This is a genomic window from Streptomyces sp. NPDC037410 (assembly GCF_055602235.1).
This window is the reverse complement of sequence record NZ_JBVJWR010000002.1, coordinates 49837-62386: the sequence shown is the minus strand read 5'-3', so window position 1 is coordinate 62386 and position 12550 is coordinate 49837. Positions and strand designations below refer to the sequence as shown.

12 protein-coding genes are annotated in these 12550 nt (G+C 73.0%); 6 read left to right on the top strand and 6 right to left on the bottom strand.

All coding sequences use genetic code 11. The features are described 5' to 3' along the window. Positions 1 to 272: 272 nt before the first annotated feature. Positions 273 to 899, bottom strand: coding sequence for a succinate dehydrogenase (locus tag ACZ7HT_RS03215; protein WP_471160033.1), 627 nt, complete (start codon positions 897 to 899; stop codon positions 273 to 275). A 201-nt stretch (positions 900 to 1100) separates the two neighbouring features. Here ACZ7HT_RS03215 and ACZ7HT_RS03210 point away from each other — a divergent pair, with 201 nt between their 5' ends. Beyond that, complete coding sequence (locus ACZ7HT_RS03210) at positions 1101 to 1979, top strand: LysR family transcriptional regulator (RefSeq protein ID WP_471159170.1); 879 nt, start codon at positions 1101 to 1103, stop codon at positions 1977 to 1979. Between the two features lie 271 nt (positions 1980 to 2250). On the opposite strand, the gene ACZ7HT_RS03205 is transcribed toward ACZ7HT_RS03210, so the two are convergent. After that, complete coding sequence (locus tag ACZ7HT_RS03205; protein ID WP_471159168.1) at positions 2251 to 4416, bottom strand: putative bifunctional diguanylate cyclase/phosphodiesterase; 2166 nt, start codon at positions 4414 to 4416, stop codon at positions 2251 to 2253. Beyond that, a complete protein-coding gene (locus ACZ7HT_RS03200; protein ID WP_471159166.1) occupies positions 4413 to 5225 on the bottom strand; it encodes an SAM-dependent methyltransferase in 813 nt (270 codons plus the stop codon). The genes ACZ7HT_RS03205 and ACZ7HT_RS03200 overlap by 4 nt, the downstream gene beginning before the upstream one ends. Positions 5226 to 5767: 542 nt before the next feature. Here ACZ7HT_RS03200 and ACZ7HT_RS03195 point away from each other — a divergent pair. The 3 genes from ACZ7HT_RS03195 (at position 5768) to ACZ7HT_RS03185 (ending at position 8028) form a co-directional block, all read left to right on the top strand. Further along, on the top strand, positions 5768 to 6484 hold the full coding sequence (locus tag ACZ7HT_RS03195) for a hypothetical protein (protein WP_471159164.1): 717 nt from the start codon (positions 5768 to 5770) through the stop codon (positions 6482 to 6484). A 61-nt stretch (positions 6485 to 6545) separates the two neighbouring features. Then, positions 6546 to 7310: a bestrophin-like domain gene (locus tag ACZ7HT_RS03190; RefSeq protein WP_471159162.1), complete on the top strand. Its 765-nt coding sequence runs from the start codon at positions 6546 to 6548 to the stop codon at positions 7308 to 7310. Positions 7311 to 7473: 163 nt separating this feature from the next. After that, positions 7474 to 8028, top strand: a complete 555-nt coding sequence (locus ACZ7HT_RS03185) for a hypothetical protein (RefSeq protein WP_471159160.1) — start codon at positions 7474 to 7476, stop codon at positions 8026 to 8028. A 132-nt stretch (positions 8029 to 8160) separates the two neighbouring features. Here the strand turns inward: ACZ7HT_RS03185 and ACZ7HT_RS03180 are convergent, their stop codons facing one another. Then, complete coding sequence (locus ACZ7HT_RS03180; protein WP_471159159.1) at positions 8161 to 8688, bottom strand: hypothetical protein; 528 nt, start codon at positions 8686 to 8688, stop codon at positions 8161 to 8163. Positions 8689 to 9080: 392 nt separating this feature from the next. Here ACZ7HT_RS03180 and ACZ7HT_RS03175 point away from each other — a divergent pair, with 392 nt between their 5' ends. Continuing rightward, complete coding sequence (locus ACZ7HT_RS03175) at positions 9081 to 9740, top strand: class F sortase (protein WP_471159157.1); 660 nt, start codon at positions 9081 to 9083, stop codon at positions 9738 to 9740. Positions 9741 to 9805: 65 nt separating this feature from the next. On the opposite strand, the gene ACZ7HT_RS03170 is transcribed toward ACZ7HT_RS03175, so the two are convergent. After that, a complete protein-coding gene (locus tag ACZ7HT_RS03170; protein WP_471159155.1) occupies positions 9806 to 10681 on the bottom strand; it encodes a polysaccharide deacetylase family protein in 876 nt (291 codons plus the stop codon). Between the two features lie 90 nt (positions 10682 to 10771). Here ACZ7HT_RS03170 and ACZ7HT_RS03165 point away from each other — a divergent pair, with 90 nt between their 5' ends. After that, the gene (locus ACZ7HT_RS03165) at positions 10772 to 11233 is read left to right on the top strand and encodes a universal stress protein (protein ID WP_471159153.1); all 462 of its coding nucleotides are present in this window, start codon (positions 10772 to 10774) and stop codon (positions 11231 to 11233) included. A gap of 15 nt (positions 11234 to 11248) precedes the next feature. Here the strand turns inward: ACZ7HT_RS03165 and ACZ7HT_RS03160 are convergent, their stop codons facing one another. Continuing rightward, entirely contained in the window at positions 11249 to 12484 is a 1236-nt protein-coding gene (locus ACZ7HT_RS03160; RefSeq protein WP_471159151.1) for a CapA family protein, read from the bottom strand. Positions 12485 to 12550 lie beyond the last annotated feature (66 nt).

Genomic DNA, 12550 nt, shown 5'->3' with positions numbered 1-12550 from the left:
CGTCGGCGGAGTCGGCGTCGAGCCGCTTGGACAGGGCCTCGTCCCCCCCCCCCCCCCCCCCCACCCCCCCCCCCCCCTCCCCACCCCCCCCCCCCCCCCCCCCCCCCCCCCCCAGGCCGGTGCCGACGACGATGATCCGGTGCTTGCGGCGGTTGGCGGGGTTGACCAGCCTGGCCTGGAAGCGGCGGGCGTCCCAGCGTTCGGCGATGGGCCCGGTGGGCGCCTTGGCGTCGGCGATGGGCTCGCCGGTGACGTAGTCGAGGTAACTCATGTCAGCTCACCACTCCGGTCATGACGGCGACGGGGACGGAGACGAAGCCCGCGGTCAGGACGAGCGCGAGGGTGTTCGCGAGCGCCTTGAGGAGGCGCTCGCGGCGGGCGTTGCCGACGCCCAGGGTCTGGGCGGCGCTCCAGAAGCCGTGGCGGACGTGGAGGCCGAGGGCGAGCATGGCGACGATGTAGACGACGTCGCCGTACCAGGTGGAGAAGGTGTCGATGACGTTCTGGTAGGGCTTGCCCTCCTCGAAGCCGCCGGGGTGGACGGTGCCGGTGGTCAGGTCGAGGAGGTGCCAGACGATGAAGAGGCCGAGGATGATCCCGCCCCAGCGCATGGTGCGGGTGGCGTACGAGGCGCGCTTGCGGCGGTGGACGTACGCGGTGGGGCGGGCCTTCAGGTCGCGCCGGCTGAGCTGGTACGCGGAGACGGCGTGGGCGACGACGGCGGCGAGGAGCACGATCCGGACGATCCACAGCGCCCAGTGGTGGTGCAGGACCGGGGCGCCCATGACGCGCAGCCAGTGGCCGTAGGCGTTGAACTCCTCGGGGCCGAAGAAGACCTTGAGGTTGCCTGCGACGTGCGCGACGAGATAGCCGAGCATGATCAGTCCGCTGACGGCCATGACCGTCTTCTTGCCGATGGTCGACGACCAGAAGCCACGGGACGGTGTCGGTGTGGGGGACGTCGGGCGGGAGGCCGTCCGCTCCCTCGTGGGTGCCAGAGCCATGTCCTCGACGCTAGGGCCGGAGGGCCCGAGAGGTCCAAGACATGGTCCGGCTGATCTCGATAGGCTGCACCTATTCGTATCCCCTACGCTGGGGTCATGCAGTTCCAGCAGCTCCTCTACTTCGTCGCCGTGGCCGAGACCCGGCACTTCACCCGGGCCGCCGAGCGCGTCCATGTCTCGCAGCCCTCGCTCTCCCAGCAGATCAAGGCGCTGGAACAGGAGTTGGGCGCGGAGCTGTTCAGCCGGGCCCGGGGGAACATCACCCTCACCGACGCGGGCGAGGCCCTGCTGCCGCTCGCCCGCCGGATCCTCGCCGACACGGAGACGGCGCGCCTTGAGGTACAGGAGCTGGCGCAGCTCAAGCGGGGCCGGGTGCGGCTCGGCGCGACGCCCAGCCTGTGCACGGGGCTCCTGCCGGACGTGCTGCGGGCCTTCCACGACCTGCATCCGGGGATCGAGCTCCTCATCGAGGAGGGCGGCTCGCACGATCTCGTACGGGAGCTGGCGCGCGGCGCGCTCGACCTGGCGCTTGTGGTGCTGCCCCTCCCCTCCCCCTCCCCCGCCCTGACGACGGTCGAGCTGCTCCGAGAGGACCTGGTGGTCGTCTCCGCCGCCTCGGAGCCGGCGCCGCGGCGGCCCGTGCGGATCGCGGACCTGCGGGAACAGCCCCTGGTCATGTTCCGGCACGGCTACGACCTGCGGGAACTGACCGTGGCGGCCTGCCGGGCGGAGGGCTTCGAGCCGACGTTCACCGTCGAGGGCGGGGAGCTGGACGCGGTCCTCGGTTTCGTACGGGCGGGTCTCGGGGTCGCGGTCGTGCCGGCGATGGTGGCGGCGCGGGCGGGGCGGGACCTGCGGGTGACGGCGCTCGCCCGCCCGGGCCTGCGCCGCACGATCGCCCTCGCCCACCGCAGCGACGTGGCCCCACCGCGAGCGGCCCGCGAACTCCAGAACCTGCTGCTACGCCGCACCTGAACCGGCTACGGGCGGCGCCCCGCCCCGTTGTGGGCAATCGTTCCGCCGGGGCGGAACGGGTGGGCACAACGGGCCCGCGCCCTGCCGGCGCCAGAGGTTCCGCGCCTGGACCCGCATGTGCGGCGCACAACGTGGTGCGGGTCAGGGCGCGGAACGCGGAGGCGCCGCTAAGGGCGCCGTCCCGTGTGCCCACCCGTCCCGCCCTGCGGGACGATTGCCCACACGGGCGCGGGGCGCGGGCCCACACGGGCAGGGGCGCGGCCCCCTGGCGTCAGACCGCGTCCGCCAGGAGCAGCGAATGGATCCGGTCCGGCGCCCCCGGGCGGGCGTAGTACCAGCCCTGGGCCGTGTCGCAGCCGAGGTCGCGGAGTTGCCGTGCCTGCGCCCCCGTCTCCACGCCCTCGACCGTGACCGCGAGTTCCAGGCTGTGCGCCAGCGAGACGATCCCCTCGACGATCTTGAGGTCGACCGGGTCCACGGGGTGCTGCTGCATCCCGCGGGTGAAGGACCGGTCGAGCTTGAGGACGCTCACCGGCAGCCGCCGCAGGTTCGCCAGGTTCGAGTAGCCGGTGCCGAAGTCGTCGAGGGCGATGTCGACGCCCATCTCGGCGAGCTGTCGCAGCGGCTTCAGCAGGTCCTCGTCGGCGCCGATGAGGGCCGACTCGGTGACCTCCAGGCACAGTGCGCCCGGTTCGAGGCCTGAGCGTTCCAGGACGTCGACCGTGTCGGCGACCAGGCGCGGGTGGTGGAGCTGCGTCGGGGAGAGGTTGACGTTGATCCGGAGCGGGCCGCCGTCGGAGTGCCGGGTCTGCCAGAACCGGGCCTGGCGGACGGCCTCCTGGAGGACCCAGCGGCCGAGCGGCACGATGAGGCCGGTGTCCTCGGCGAGGGGGATGAAGCGGTCGGGGCCGAGGACGCCGTGCTGCGGGTGGCACCAGCGGACGAGGGCCTCCGCGCCGTGCACGCTGCCGTCGTCGAGGTGGACGAGCGGCTGGTACTCGATGAAGAACTCGCCGCGCTCCAGTGCGGTCGGCAGGGCCGTGGTGAGCCCGTGCCGGGTGATGGCGCGGGCGTCGGCCTCCGGGTCGGCGAGTTCGAAGCGGTTGCCGCCCGCCGACTTGGCCCGGTACATGGTGATGTCGGCGCTGCGGAGCACCTCGGCCGGGGTGCGTTCCCCCGCCGGGCCCTCGACGATGCCGAGGCTGCCGCGCACGGTGAGTTCGCGGCCGTCGATGCGCAGGGGGGTGGCGAGGGCGGCGAGGATGCGGTCGGCGAGGTCGGTGACGTCCCGCTGGCCGCCGGCGCCGGTGGTGAGGGCGACGAACTCGTCGCCGCCGAGGCGGGCGACCATCTCGCCGGCCCCGGTGACGCAGCTCTGCAGCCGGTCGGCGACCTCGACGAGGAGCCGGTCGCCGGTGGAGTGGCCGAGGCTGTCGTTGATGACCTTGAAGCCGTCGAGGTCGAGGTAGCAGAGGCCGAAGCGGGCGTTGTCGCCGGGGGCGAGCGCCTTCTCCAGGCGTTCGAAGAACAGGGTCCGGTTGGGCAGTCCGGTGAGCGCGTCGTGGGTGGCCTCGTACCGCAGGCGCAGATGGAGCAGGCGCCGTTCGGTGGTGTCCTCCATGAGGGCCAGCTGGTACTGGGGGCGGCCGTCGGCGTCGCGGAGGAGCGAGACGGTGAGGTTGGTCCAGAGAACCGTTCCGTCACCCCGGTAGTACGGCTTCTCGACGCGGTAGTGCTCGCGCTCGCCGCGGACCAGCTCCTCGTACAGCTTCCAGACGTGCGGCCCGTCCTCCGGGTGCACCCACTCGCTGACCTTGCGGCTGCGGAGCGGGCCCTCCATGCCGCCGAACATGCGGGTGAGGGTCTCGTTGACCTCCAGGACGTTGCCGTCGAGGTCGGCGATGCCGATGCCGATCGCCGCCCCGTCGAAGACCGCGCGGAAGCGGCTCTCGGTGGCGTGCAGGGCGATCTCGGCGGCGCTGCGGGCGGCGAGCGCGGAGCGGGCGATGGCCTCCTGCTCCGCGAGGGTCCGCTCGCGCAGGGCCTGCGCGTAGCCGGTGGCCATGGCGTGCTGGAGCCGGGCGCAGCGGGCGCGCAGTTCCTCGGCGGCGAGGTCCGACTCCGCACCGCAGTAGAGCACCAGGTACGAGTCGACGACGCCGAGGCTGCGGCCGAGCGCGTCCGGGTCGGTGCAGTGGGCGCCGACGAGGGCCGCGCCGGTGCGCTGGGCCGGTGCCGTGTCGAAGGGCCGGGCGTGCAGGGCGTCGCACAGGGTGCGGGCCAGCGGCAGCAGATGCCCCTCGAACTCGGCGCGGGTCAGCGAGGTGGCGGTGACGGGGAAGATCGCCCGGCTCCAGATGGTGACGAACCGCCTGAGTCTGTCCTCCGGGCCGTCGGCTTCGGCGACGGCGCCGGACGGCTGCGACGGGACCTTCACGCCTTGCGCCCCACCCCTGCGAACCCGGAGAAGGCGTACGGATCCTCCTCCTCGGCCGGGCTGTCCGGCCGCCAGAGCGGCATCGGGACGAGTCCGGGCTCGACCAGTTCGGTGCCGTCGAAGAAGCGGGTGATCTCGGCGCTCGACCGCATCACCAGCGGGTTGCGGATGTTGCGGTAGACGCCGACGGTGCCGCCGGCCTGTTCCTCGGGGAGCGGGATGCCCTCGTACGAGGCGTGGGTGAGGACGACGAGGCTGCCGGGCGCGAGGGCGTCGATCAGCTCGGCGACGGCCTCGTACGGCCGGTCCTGGTCCTCCAGGAAGTGCAGGACGGCGACGAGCAGCAGGGCCACCGGCCGGTCCAGGTCGAGGAGCCGGGTCACCTCGGGGCTGTGGAGGATGTCGGCCGGCTTGCGCAGGTCGGCGGGGACGACGGCCGCGCTGTCGTCTCCCTCAAGGACGGCGCGGCTGTGGGCCACGGCGACGGGGTCGTGGTCGACGTAGACGACCCGGGCGGCGGGGTCGGCGGCGCGGGCGACCTCGTGCACGTTGCCGAAGGTGGGTATGCCGGAGCCGATGTCGAGGAACTGGGTGACGTCGTTGTCAACGGCGTGGCGGACGGCGCGCCGCATGAAGGCGCGGTTCGCCTGCATGATCTTGGGCAGGCCAGGCATGAACTCCATGGCCTTGCGGGCCGCTTCCCGGTCCACTTCGAAATTGTGCGAGCCGCCCAGATAGAAGTCGTACATACGGGACACGCTCGGTACCGAAATGTCGATACCGGGCGGAGCCCAGGCGGGACGCTCCATCGATGTCTCCAACAAGTCGCCATGGGGGATGCGGCCATGTGTTCGCGGCCGGTGTTCGAGGTGAGGCTACTGATCACCCGCCGAGAGAGCGAGTAGAAACGGAAATTAGCGGTCCGTTCTTGGTCACACGCCTTTGGCACGTGCTCCTGGAACGCAGACTTCACGCCTTCAGGCTGTGCAAATTCACGTGCATATGATCGTGCGTCGGCTTCCGGGGACGTGCCGGTCGCGCCCGACGGTGCCCCAGGTCCCGTCCGTACCTCGGCTGTTGCCGCGTCCGGGCCCGGTCGCCGGTGCAGGATGCCCTGTCGGCCACCCCGGCCGACAGGGCGACAACCGGACAGTTCTGTGCCGGAAGGCCTGAACGGGCCCTGTCGGCCACCCGTCCGGAATCAACCCGCCCGCCAATACCGGGCATTGCGCCGAATCCACCTCCGACACCCGGCGAAACGTCAAACCCGCACATCCGGAGATCCCCTCCATCTGACGAATCCCGGCCGTTTCCGCCCCGGCGCGCCGGCTCTGTGATCAAGCTCGACGGCGTGTCTCCGTACGCATCACTCCTCGCGCGGCTGCTTGCGGCCCTCGGGCTCGTGTGGCTGATCGCCACACCGGTGCCCGTCGCCGCCGACGCCTGCGCCTACGCCTCGACCGACTCGGGCGGTTCCCAGATCGTGGTGGCCGTCGCCGGCGGCGGCCACCACGACGACGACCGGAACGGCGACGGCCAGGGGAACGGTGGCGGGAAGGGCCACGGGAAGGGCAAGGGTCACGAGCACCACGGCAACGGCAAGGGCAAGGGTCACGACCATCACGACCACCCCCATCCCTGCCACCCCGAGCCGTCCCCGCCGTGCCCGACGCCCACCCCGAAGCCGACGCCTCCGCCGTCTCCCACGCCCGAGCCCCCGGCTCCCTCCCCGAAGCCGACTCCCGAGCCGACTCCGCCGCCGAGGCCGAAGCCGACGCCCAAGCCCGAGTCGCCCCCGCCGCCCGAGCCGGTTCCGCCGCGCCCCGCGCCGCCGTCCCCCGCGCCTTCGACCACGAGGCCGCCCGAACCGGCGCCCGCGCCACCCGCGCCGTCGCCGACCCCGCCGCCCACCGTGCGGCCCCGGCCGCCGTCCCCCGTGGCGCTGCCCCACTACCGCCCCGTGACGCACACCAAGCAGAAGGGGGGCACCTCCGTCGTCACCGCGACGCTGATGATCACCGCCCCCGCCGTGCTCGCGACCGCGATCCTGCGCCCCCGGTCCAAATGACCCGCCGTCCCCCTCACCCGTCGACTCACCCGTCGACCCTCTGAATCCCGCCGGAGAATCCGTGTCCGAATGGCTTGTTCTCTCCCTCGCGATGGCCGCCGCCTGCGCCGTCGTGCTCACCATCGTCGTCATCAACAACCGCCGGCTCCCCGAGGACGACGACCCCAGCGAGACCCCGGACGTCATCGAGTACATGACGATGATGATCGGCGTGATCTACGCGATCGTGCTCGGTCTCGCCATCGCCGGCGTCTGGGAGGCCCGGGGGGCCGCCCAGGAGACCGTGCGGCAGGAAGCCCAGGCCATGCACGAGATCTCGGCGCGCGCCGAGGTGTACCCGCCGGCGGTCCGCGACAGGATCCGCGCCGACGTCGACGCGTACGTGTCGTACGTGGTCCACGACGAGTGGACGCACATGTCCGAGACGGGCGAGCTCAGCGACGAGGGCACCGCGCTCCTGGAGAAGGTCCGGCGCAGCGTCACCGACTACCAGCCCGCCAACGACTTCGAGGGGCAGGCGTACCAGCCGCTGGTGGACCAGGTGGGCGCCGCCGACGACGCCCGGGGCGCACGCGGGCAGAGCGCCGGGGAGACGATGCCGGGCGTCGTCTGGTTCGGCCTGATCATCGGGGCCCTGGTGACGGTCGGTCTGATCTTCACGCTGCAGATCCGCAGGACCGGCCGGGAGCTGCTGCTCGCCGGGCTCTTCAGCGTCCTGATCGCCTTCCTGCTCTTCCTCATCTGGGACTTCGACGCACCCTTCGGCCGGGGCATCTCGGCCACCGCCGCGCCGTTCCTCGATCTGTTCCCGCAGGTCACCCAGTGAGCCGATACGTACGAATGGGCCGCCCGGGGGACAACGGTGCCCCATTCGCACGTCTGGGATCGCGGCTGTGGTAATGCGCTCCTAGCGTTTCGGGCATCGAGGGGCACGGTCCTTCGCGGGAACCCCCTTCCGCGGCTGCCCCTCGGGACCCGGAGGATTCACCATGCGCGCGATACGTGCCGCGTCCACTGCCCTGTTGGGGGCGGCCGCCCTGGCTCTGGCCACCCCCGCCGCCCTCGCGGCGGACGGTGCTCCCGCGACCGGTTCGCGGGTGGCCAGGGCCAAGGCACCGGGCGATTTCGTCGTGTCGCCCTCGGTCGTCGCCCCGGGGGGCCGGCTGACGCTGAGCGCCCCGGGCTGCGCCAGTACGGCGACGGCCTCCGCCGGCATCTTCGACACCGCGACCATCGCGCCGGGTGCGTCGGTGACCGTCACCGTGGACACGGACGCCAAGCGCGGCGCCGTGTACACGGTGCTGTTCAACTGCACGGGCGGCGTGCAGGACACCGTCGCCCTGTCGATCAGCGGTACGTCGACCGCCACTCCCACCATCAGCGCCACGGTCCTCGCTCCCCCGCGCGGGGTGCGGGGCGGTCTCGGCGGCTCGATGGGCCCCAGCTCCACCGAACTGGCGGCGGGCGGGGCGCTGGCCCTGGCCGCGGCCTCGGGCATCGTCTACGTGGTCCGGCGCCGCTCCGGCGCCCGCCGGCGTCACTGAGCGGGCGGACCGGGCGGTGCCGGTGGCCCGGACCGGAGCGGTGTACGGCGTCCGCGGACGCCCGTCGCCCCCGGGTCCCTGAAGGGACTCGGGGGCGGCGGGCACAGCGGGCCGACCGGGAGGTTCGGCCGGTCAGACCCCTGCGCCGGTCACACGCCGGCGGCGGACGACGAAGAGCCCGCCGCCGAGGGCGGCCGCGGCGACGAGGCCGCCGCCGACGGCCATCTCCGCGGAGCTGGGAGCCATCGAACCGCCCAGACCGCCGGCCGCGCCCTGTCCGGCGATGACCCGGAACGGCTGGGTGAGCGTACGGCCGTTGCACTGGACCGCCAGGTTGTACTGACCGGGCGTGGCGTTGTCGAAGATGCGGGCGGTCGCGGTGGACACGCCGTTGACGGCGGGGCCGAGCGTGACCGTGGCGAAGGCGTTGGACGTGACCGTGCCACCGGCGCAGCCCCGGACGGTGATGGTGAGGATCCCGCCCTGGTGGACCGCGAAGGGGGACACGGTGACGCCGTTGGAGCCGTCACCGCCCCGCTCGGGCTGGAACTGGTTGATGGTGACGTTGCTCGGCCCGTTGGTGGCGGTGGCGAGGGGGGCCGCGAGCCCGACCGCAGCGAGCGCGGTGGCGGCCACCGCCAGAGTGCGTGCAGCACGCATGGTTGAACCTCCAGTGGAAGACGCCCCAAAGCGGTGCTCCGGGAGATTCGACGAGTACGCCTTCCATGACGAACCATCACAAGCCGGTGCGAGCCGTGCATGTCGGCACTGGGCCACCCCGGTGAGGCGACACGCCGGGGACGGAGTCGCCTGAGCCGACGGAACCCCAGGTCAAGCCCGTCCGGGGTGCTTATCTGACGATTACTCGGATGGGTCAGCCCGGTTGTCACCCGCCTGCCCTGCGCGCCCGCTTCCGCCGGGCGGCCGCCGCAGGCCCGCCCCTCCGCCGCCCGGACACCCGTCCGGCGGCGGCCCCCACCCGTTCGCCCCGTCCGGCGCGACGGCCCGTGCGACCGCCCTTACCGTTCTGACGACGCCGAGAAGGGAGAACCATGCCCCCGAAGGACTTCCGCGTCTTCGAGCGCAGGAGACGCCAACCCTGGGGCGTCCTGGCCCTCGCCATGCTGTCCGGCCTCGCGATGATGCGCAACGGGGTGGACGTCAACCTCGGACCGCCGCAACCCGCCGCGGCGGCCCGGCCGGTGGCCCGCCCGGTCGTCCCCCCGCCGGCCGCGAGCACCGGCCTGGAGCCGCTGCCCTACGCCCCGGCGTCACGGGTCAAGATCCCGGCGATCCAGGTGGCGGCCCCCATCATGGACGTGGGCCTGGACGAGAACGGCTGGGTGGCCGCCCCGCCGCCGGAGGACCCCAACCTCGCCGGCTGGTACCAGAACGGCATCGCGCCCGGCCAGCGCGGCACCTCCGTCCTCGTCGGCCACGTCGACAACACGAAGGGCCCCGCGGTCTTCTACGGCCTGGGCTCCCTCCAGAAGGGCCAGCACATCGAGGTCGAGCGGTACGACGGCCGGGTCGCGGTCTTCGAGATCTACGGGGTCGAGGTGTACGCCAAGGACGACTTCCCCGGCGTGCAGGTCTACGCCGACAACGGCGAGCCGGAACTGCGGGTGATCACCTGTGGCGGCGGCTACACGCGGGCGCACGGCTACGACGGGAACGTCGTCGTCTACGCGCGCATGGTGGGCTCGCGCTGACGTTCCGTCAGGACGGAAGGGCCCCGGCACCTCGTGTGCCGGGGCCCTTCGGCCGTGACGGGCGGTCAGCGCCGGGGGACGGTGATCTGGTAGCCGGAGTCGAGGAGTTCGGGCAGATAGCGGCGGAGCGCGGCGACGCTCTGGGAGCGGTTGCCGCCGGCGTCGTGGGAGAGGACGACGACGCCGGGCGCGGCGCCGTCGAGGACGCGGCGGACGATGCTGCCGGTGCCGGGCTCCGTCCAGTCCAGGGTGTCGACGGTCCAGGCGAGCGGCTCCATGCCGAGTTCGGCGCCGATCTCGAACGACAGCCGGTTCCAGGCGCCGTAGGGCGCGCGGTACCAGAGCGGGGGCGCACCGAGGGCCTTCTCGATGACCTCGCTGGTGGATCCGAGCTCCTGGCGGATCCGGGAGGGCCGCAGCTTGGGGATGAGCGGATGGGACCAGGAGTGGTTGCCGACGATGTGGCCGTCCTCCTGCATCTCCCGCAGCAGGTCCTGGTTGTCCACGGCCATCTCGCCGCAGACGAAGAACATCGCCCGGCAGTCGTAGTGGCGCAGGGTCTCCAGGATGCCGGGGGTGTACCGGGGGTCTGGTCCGTCGTCGAAGGTCAGCACCATCGAGCGGCCGACCCCGGACATGCTGAGGAAGGGCCGCCGGCGCACCGGCGGCAGCGCGCGCTTGAAGGCCGGGGGCGCGTACTCGGTCATGGGCTGGAGCCGGTACGCGGAGGGGCTCAGCCGGGCGGCGTGTGCCTGCGGCCCGGCGGCCGGGCCCGCGCGTCCCGCGCCGGACGGGCCCCGGGGCGGGGCGGCGGCGCCGGTGGCCGTGTCGGGCGTGGCGAGCCGGTCCGCCGCGAGGGCTCCGACGGTGGCGGTGGCCCCGAGGGCGGCGGCGAGGCGGAGGACCGCACGGCGCCCGCTGAGCATCTGATCCTTTTTCATGACCAATGGTCCCTACGGGCGAGGGCCCGGGCAGCTCAGCGACACCGGCCACCTGTCCGAAAACACCCGATGAGCCGATAGCCTCGGAGGGTGAGCGAACAACAGCCCGACCGGTTCGAACGCGGCACCGACGGCCCGAAAGTGATCATGGCGGGGATCGACGGCTCGGCCTCCTCCCTGCGCGCCACGGCCTACGCGGCCGGGCTCGCCCGGCGCCAGAACGCCCTGCTCGCGCTCGTGTACGTGCAGCCGGTGATCCCGGCGGGCGTCGCGCTGGGCGCGCCCGTGACCGGGACGACCGAGGAGATCGCCGACGAGCTCGTCGAAGAGATCCGGACGTCCGCGGAGAGGGTCAAGGACCTGTGGCGGATCCGGTGGCGGTTCCACACCTACCGGGGCGACGCGTACACGGGCCTGGTCCAGGCGGCCGAGGAGCTGACGGCGGACGCCGTGGTGGTGGGCGCCTCGGAGTCGGCGGGCCACCGTTTCGTCGGCTCGGTCGCCGTCCGCCTGGTGAAGGCGGGCCGCTGGCCGGTCACCGTCGTCCCGTGACCTGACCCTCCCTCCTCACCTCCCCATCACCAGGCCGTCCTTGGCGGCTCCCCGGCCGAGGACCACCTGCCGGACCGAGTCGCGGATCTCCTCCTGGTGCGCGTCCCCGCCCTCCCCCGCACCGAGGTTCACCACGCGGCCGCGCGCGGTGTCGAACCACTGCGGGAGGAACTCCGCCCTGGTGACCTCCCAGCGCCCGCCGGGTGTCCTGGGCGGGGCGAAGGTGAAGCGGCCGATGCTGCTCTGGTTGCCGCGCGGGTCGTAGGCGCCCTCGTAGTTGATCATGTCCCCGGCGATCTGGTCGCCCATCCCGTAGATGATCCAGGTCCCGTTGACCTTCTCGTAGGGCTGGGGGACGTGTGCGTGCGTACCGATGATCAGATCGATGTCCGGGCGGCCGCCGCTCTGCGAGGCGGTCAGCGCACGACCCAGGGAGAGCTGCCGCTCGTCGGGTTCGGTCTGCCACTCGGTGCCCCAGTGGACGCTGACCACCACCACGTCGGCCCCGGCCGCGCGGGCGGCGCGCGCGTCGGCGATCACCTGCTTCTCGTCGAGCAGCTTCACGGCCCAGGGCTGCCCCTCGGGCAGCGGATAGCCGTTGGTGTCGTAGGTGTAGGCGAGCTGGGCGACCGTGGCGCCGCCGGCCTTGAGCAGGGTGGGCCGGGCCGCCTCCCCGGCCGTACGGGCGGAGCCGGCGTGCCGGACGCCGGCCCGGTCGAGCGCGTCGAGGGTGCGGCGCAGGCCGGCCGCGCCGTCGTCGAGGGTGTGGTTGGAGGCGGTGGAGCAGGAGTCGTAGCCGGTGGCCTTGAGCGCGGCGGCGATCTCGGGGGGCGACTTGAAGGCGGGGTAGCCGGTGTAGGGCCCGCCCTTCTCGCCGTACACGGTCTCCATGTGGCAGACGGCCAGGTCGGCGCCGGAGACGACGGGCTTCACGCCGGAGAGCATGGGCCCGAAGTCGTAGCCGCCGTCGTCCGCGTCCTCGGCTGCGCGCCGGATGATCGAGTCGTGCGGGAGGACGTCGCCGGAGGCGACGAGGGTGAAGCCGGCGGGTGCGGAGGCCCCGCCGGGGGCGGCGGACGGCACGCTCGGGCGCGCGGCCCCGGTCCGCCCGGTCGCGGCCCCCGGGGTGGGGCCGCCGGCGGCCGGGCCGCTCCCGCCGCTCCCGCCACTCCCGCCGGTGCAGCCGGTCGCCGCCGTGAGCAGGAGCGCGGCGAGCGCCGCCACCCCCGCGGGTCTGGTGCGTGAGGTCATGTGCGGCACTCCGCCCGAATCATGTGATGAACATCTGTTCTGATGAATTGATGTCCTCGGAAAGCC

Bases quoted from the DNA above. Each gene is read 5' to 3' on its own strand.
- ACZ7HT_RS03185 (WP_471159160.1), top strand. From the start codon at position 7,474: ATGCGCGCGATACGTGCCGCGTCCACTGCCCTGTTGGGGGCGGCCGCC.
- ACZ7HT_RS03180 (WP_471159159.1), bottom strand. From the start codon at position 8,688: ATGCGTGCTGCACGCACTCTGGCGGTGGCCGCCACCGCGCTCGCTGCG.
- ACZ7HT_RS03170 (WP_471159155.1), bottom strand. From the start codon at position 10,681: ATGAAAAAGGATCAGATGCTCAGCGGGCGCCGTGCGGTCCTCCGCCTC.
- ACZ7HT_RS03175 (WP_471159157.1), top strand. From the start codon at position 9,081: ATGCCCCCGAAGGACTTCCGCGTCTTCGAGCGCAGGAGACGCCAACCC.
- ACZ7HT_RS03215 (WP_471160033.1), bottom strand. From the start codon at position 899: ATGGCCGTCAGCGGACTGATCATGCTCGGCTATCTCGTCGCGCACGTC.
- ACZ7HT_RS03210 (WP_471159170.1), top strand. From the start codon at position 1,101: ATGCAGTTCCAGCAGCTCCTCTACTTCGTCGCCGTGGCCGAGACCCGG.
- ACZ7HT_RS03160 (WP_471159151.1), bottom strand. From the start codon at position 12,484: ATGACCTCACGCACCAGACCCGCGGGGGTGGCGGCGCTCGCCGCGCTC.
- ACZ7HT_RS03200 (WP_471159166.1), bottom strand. From the start codon at position 5,225: ATGGAGCGTCCCGCCTGGGCTCCGCCCGGTATCGACATTTCGGTACCG.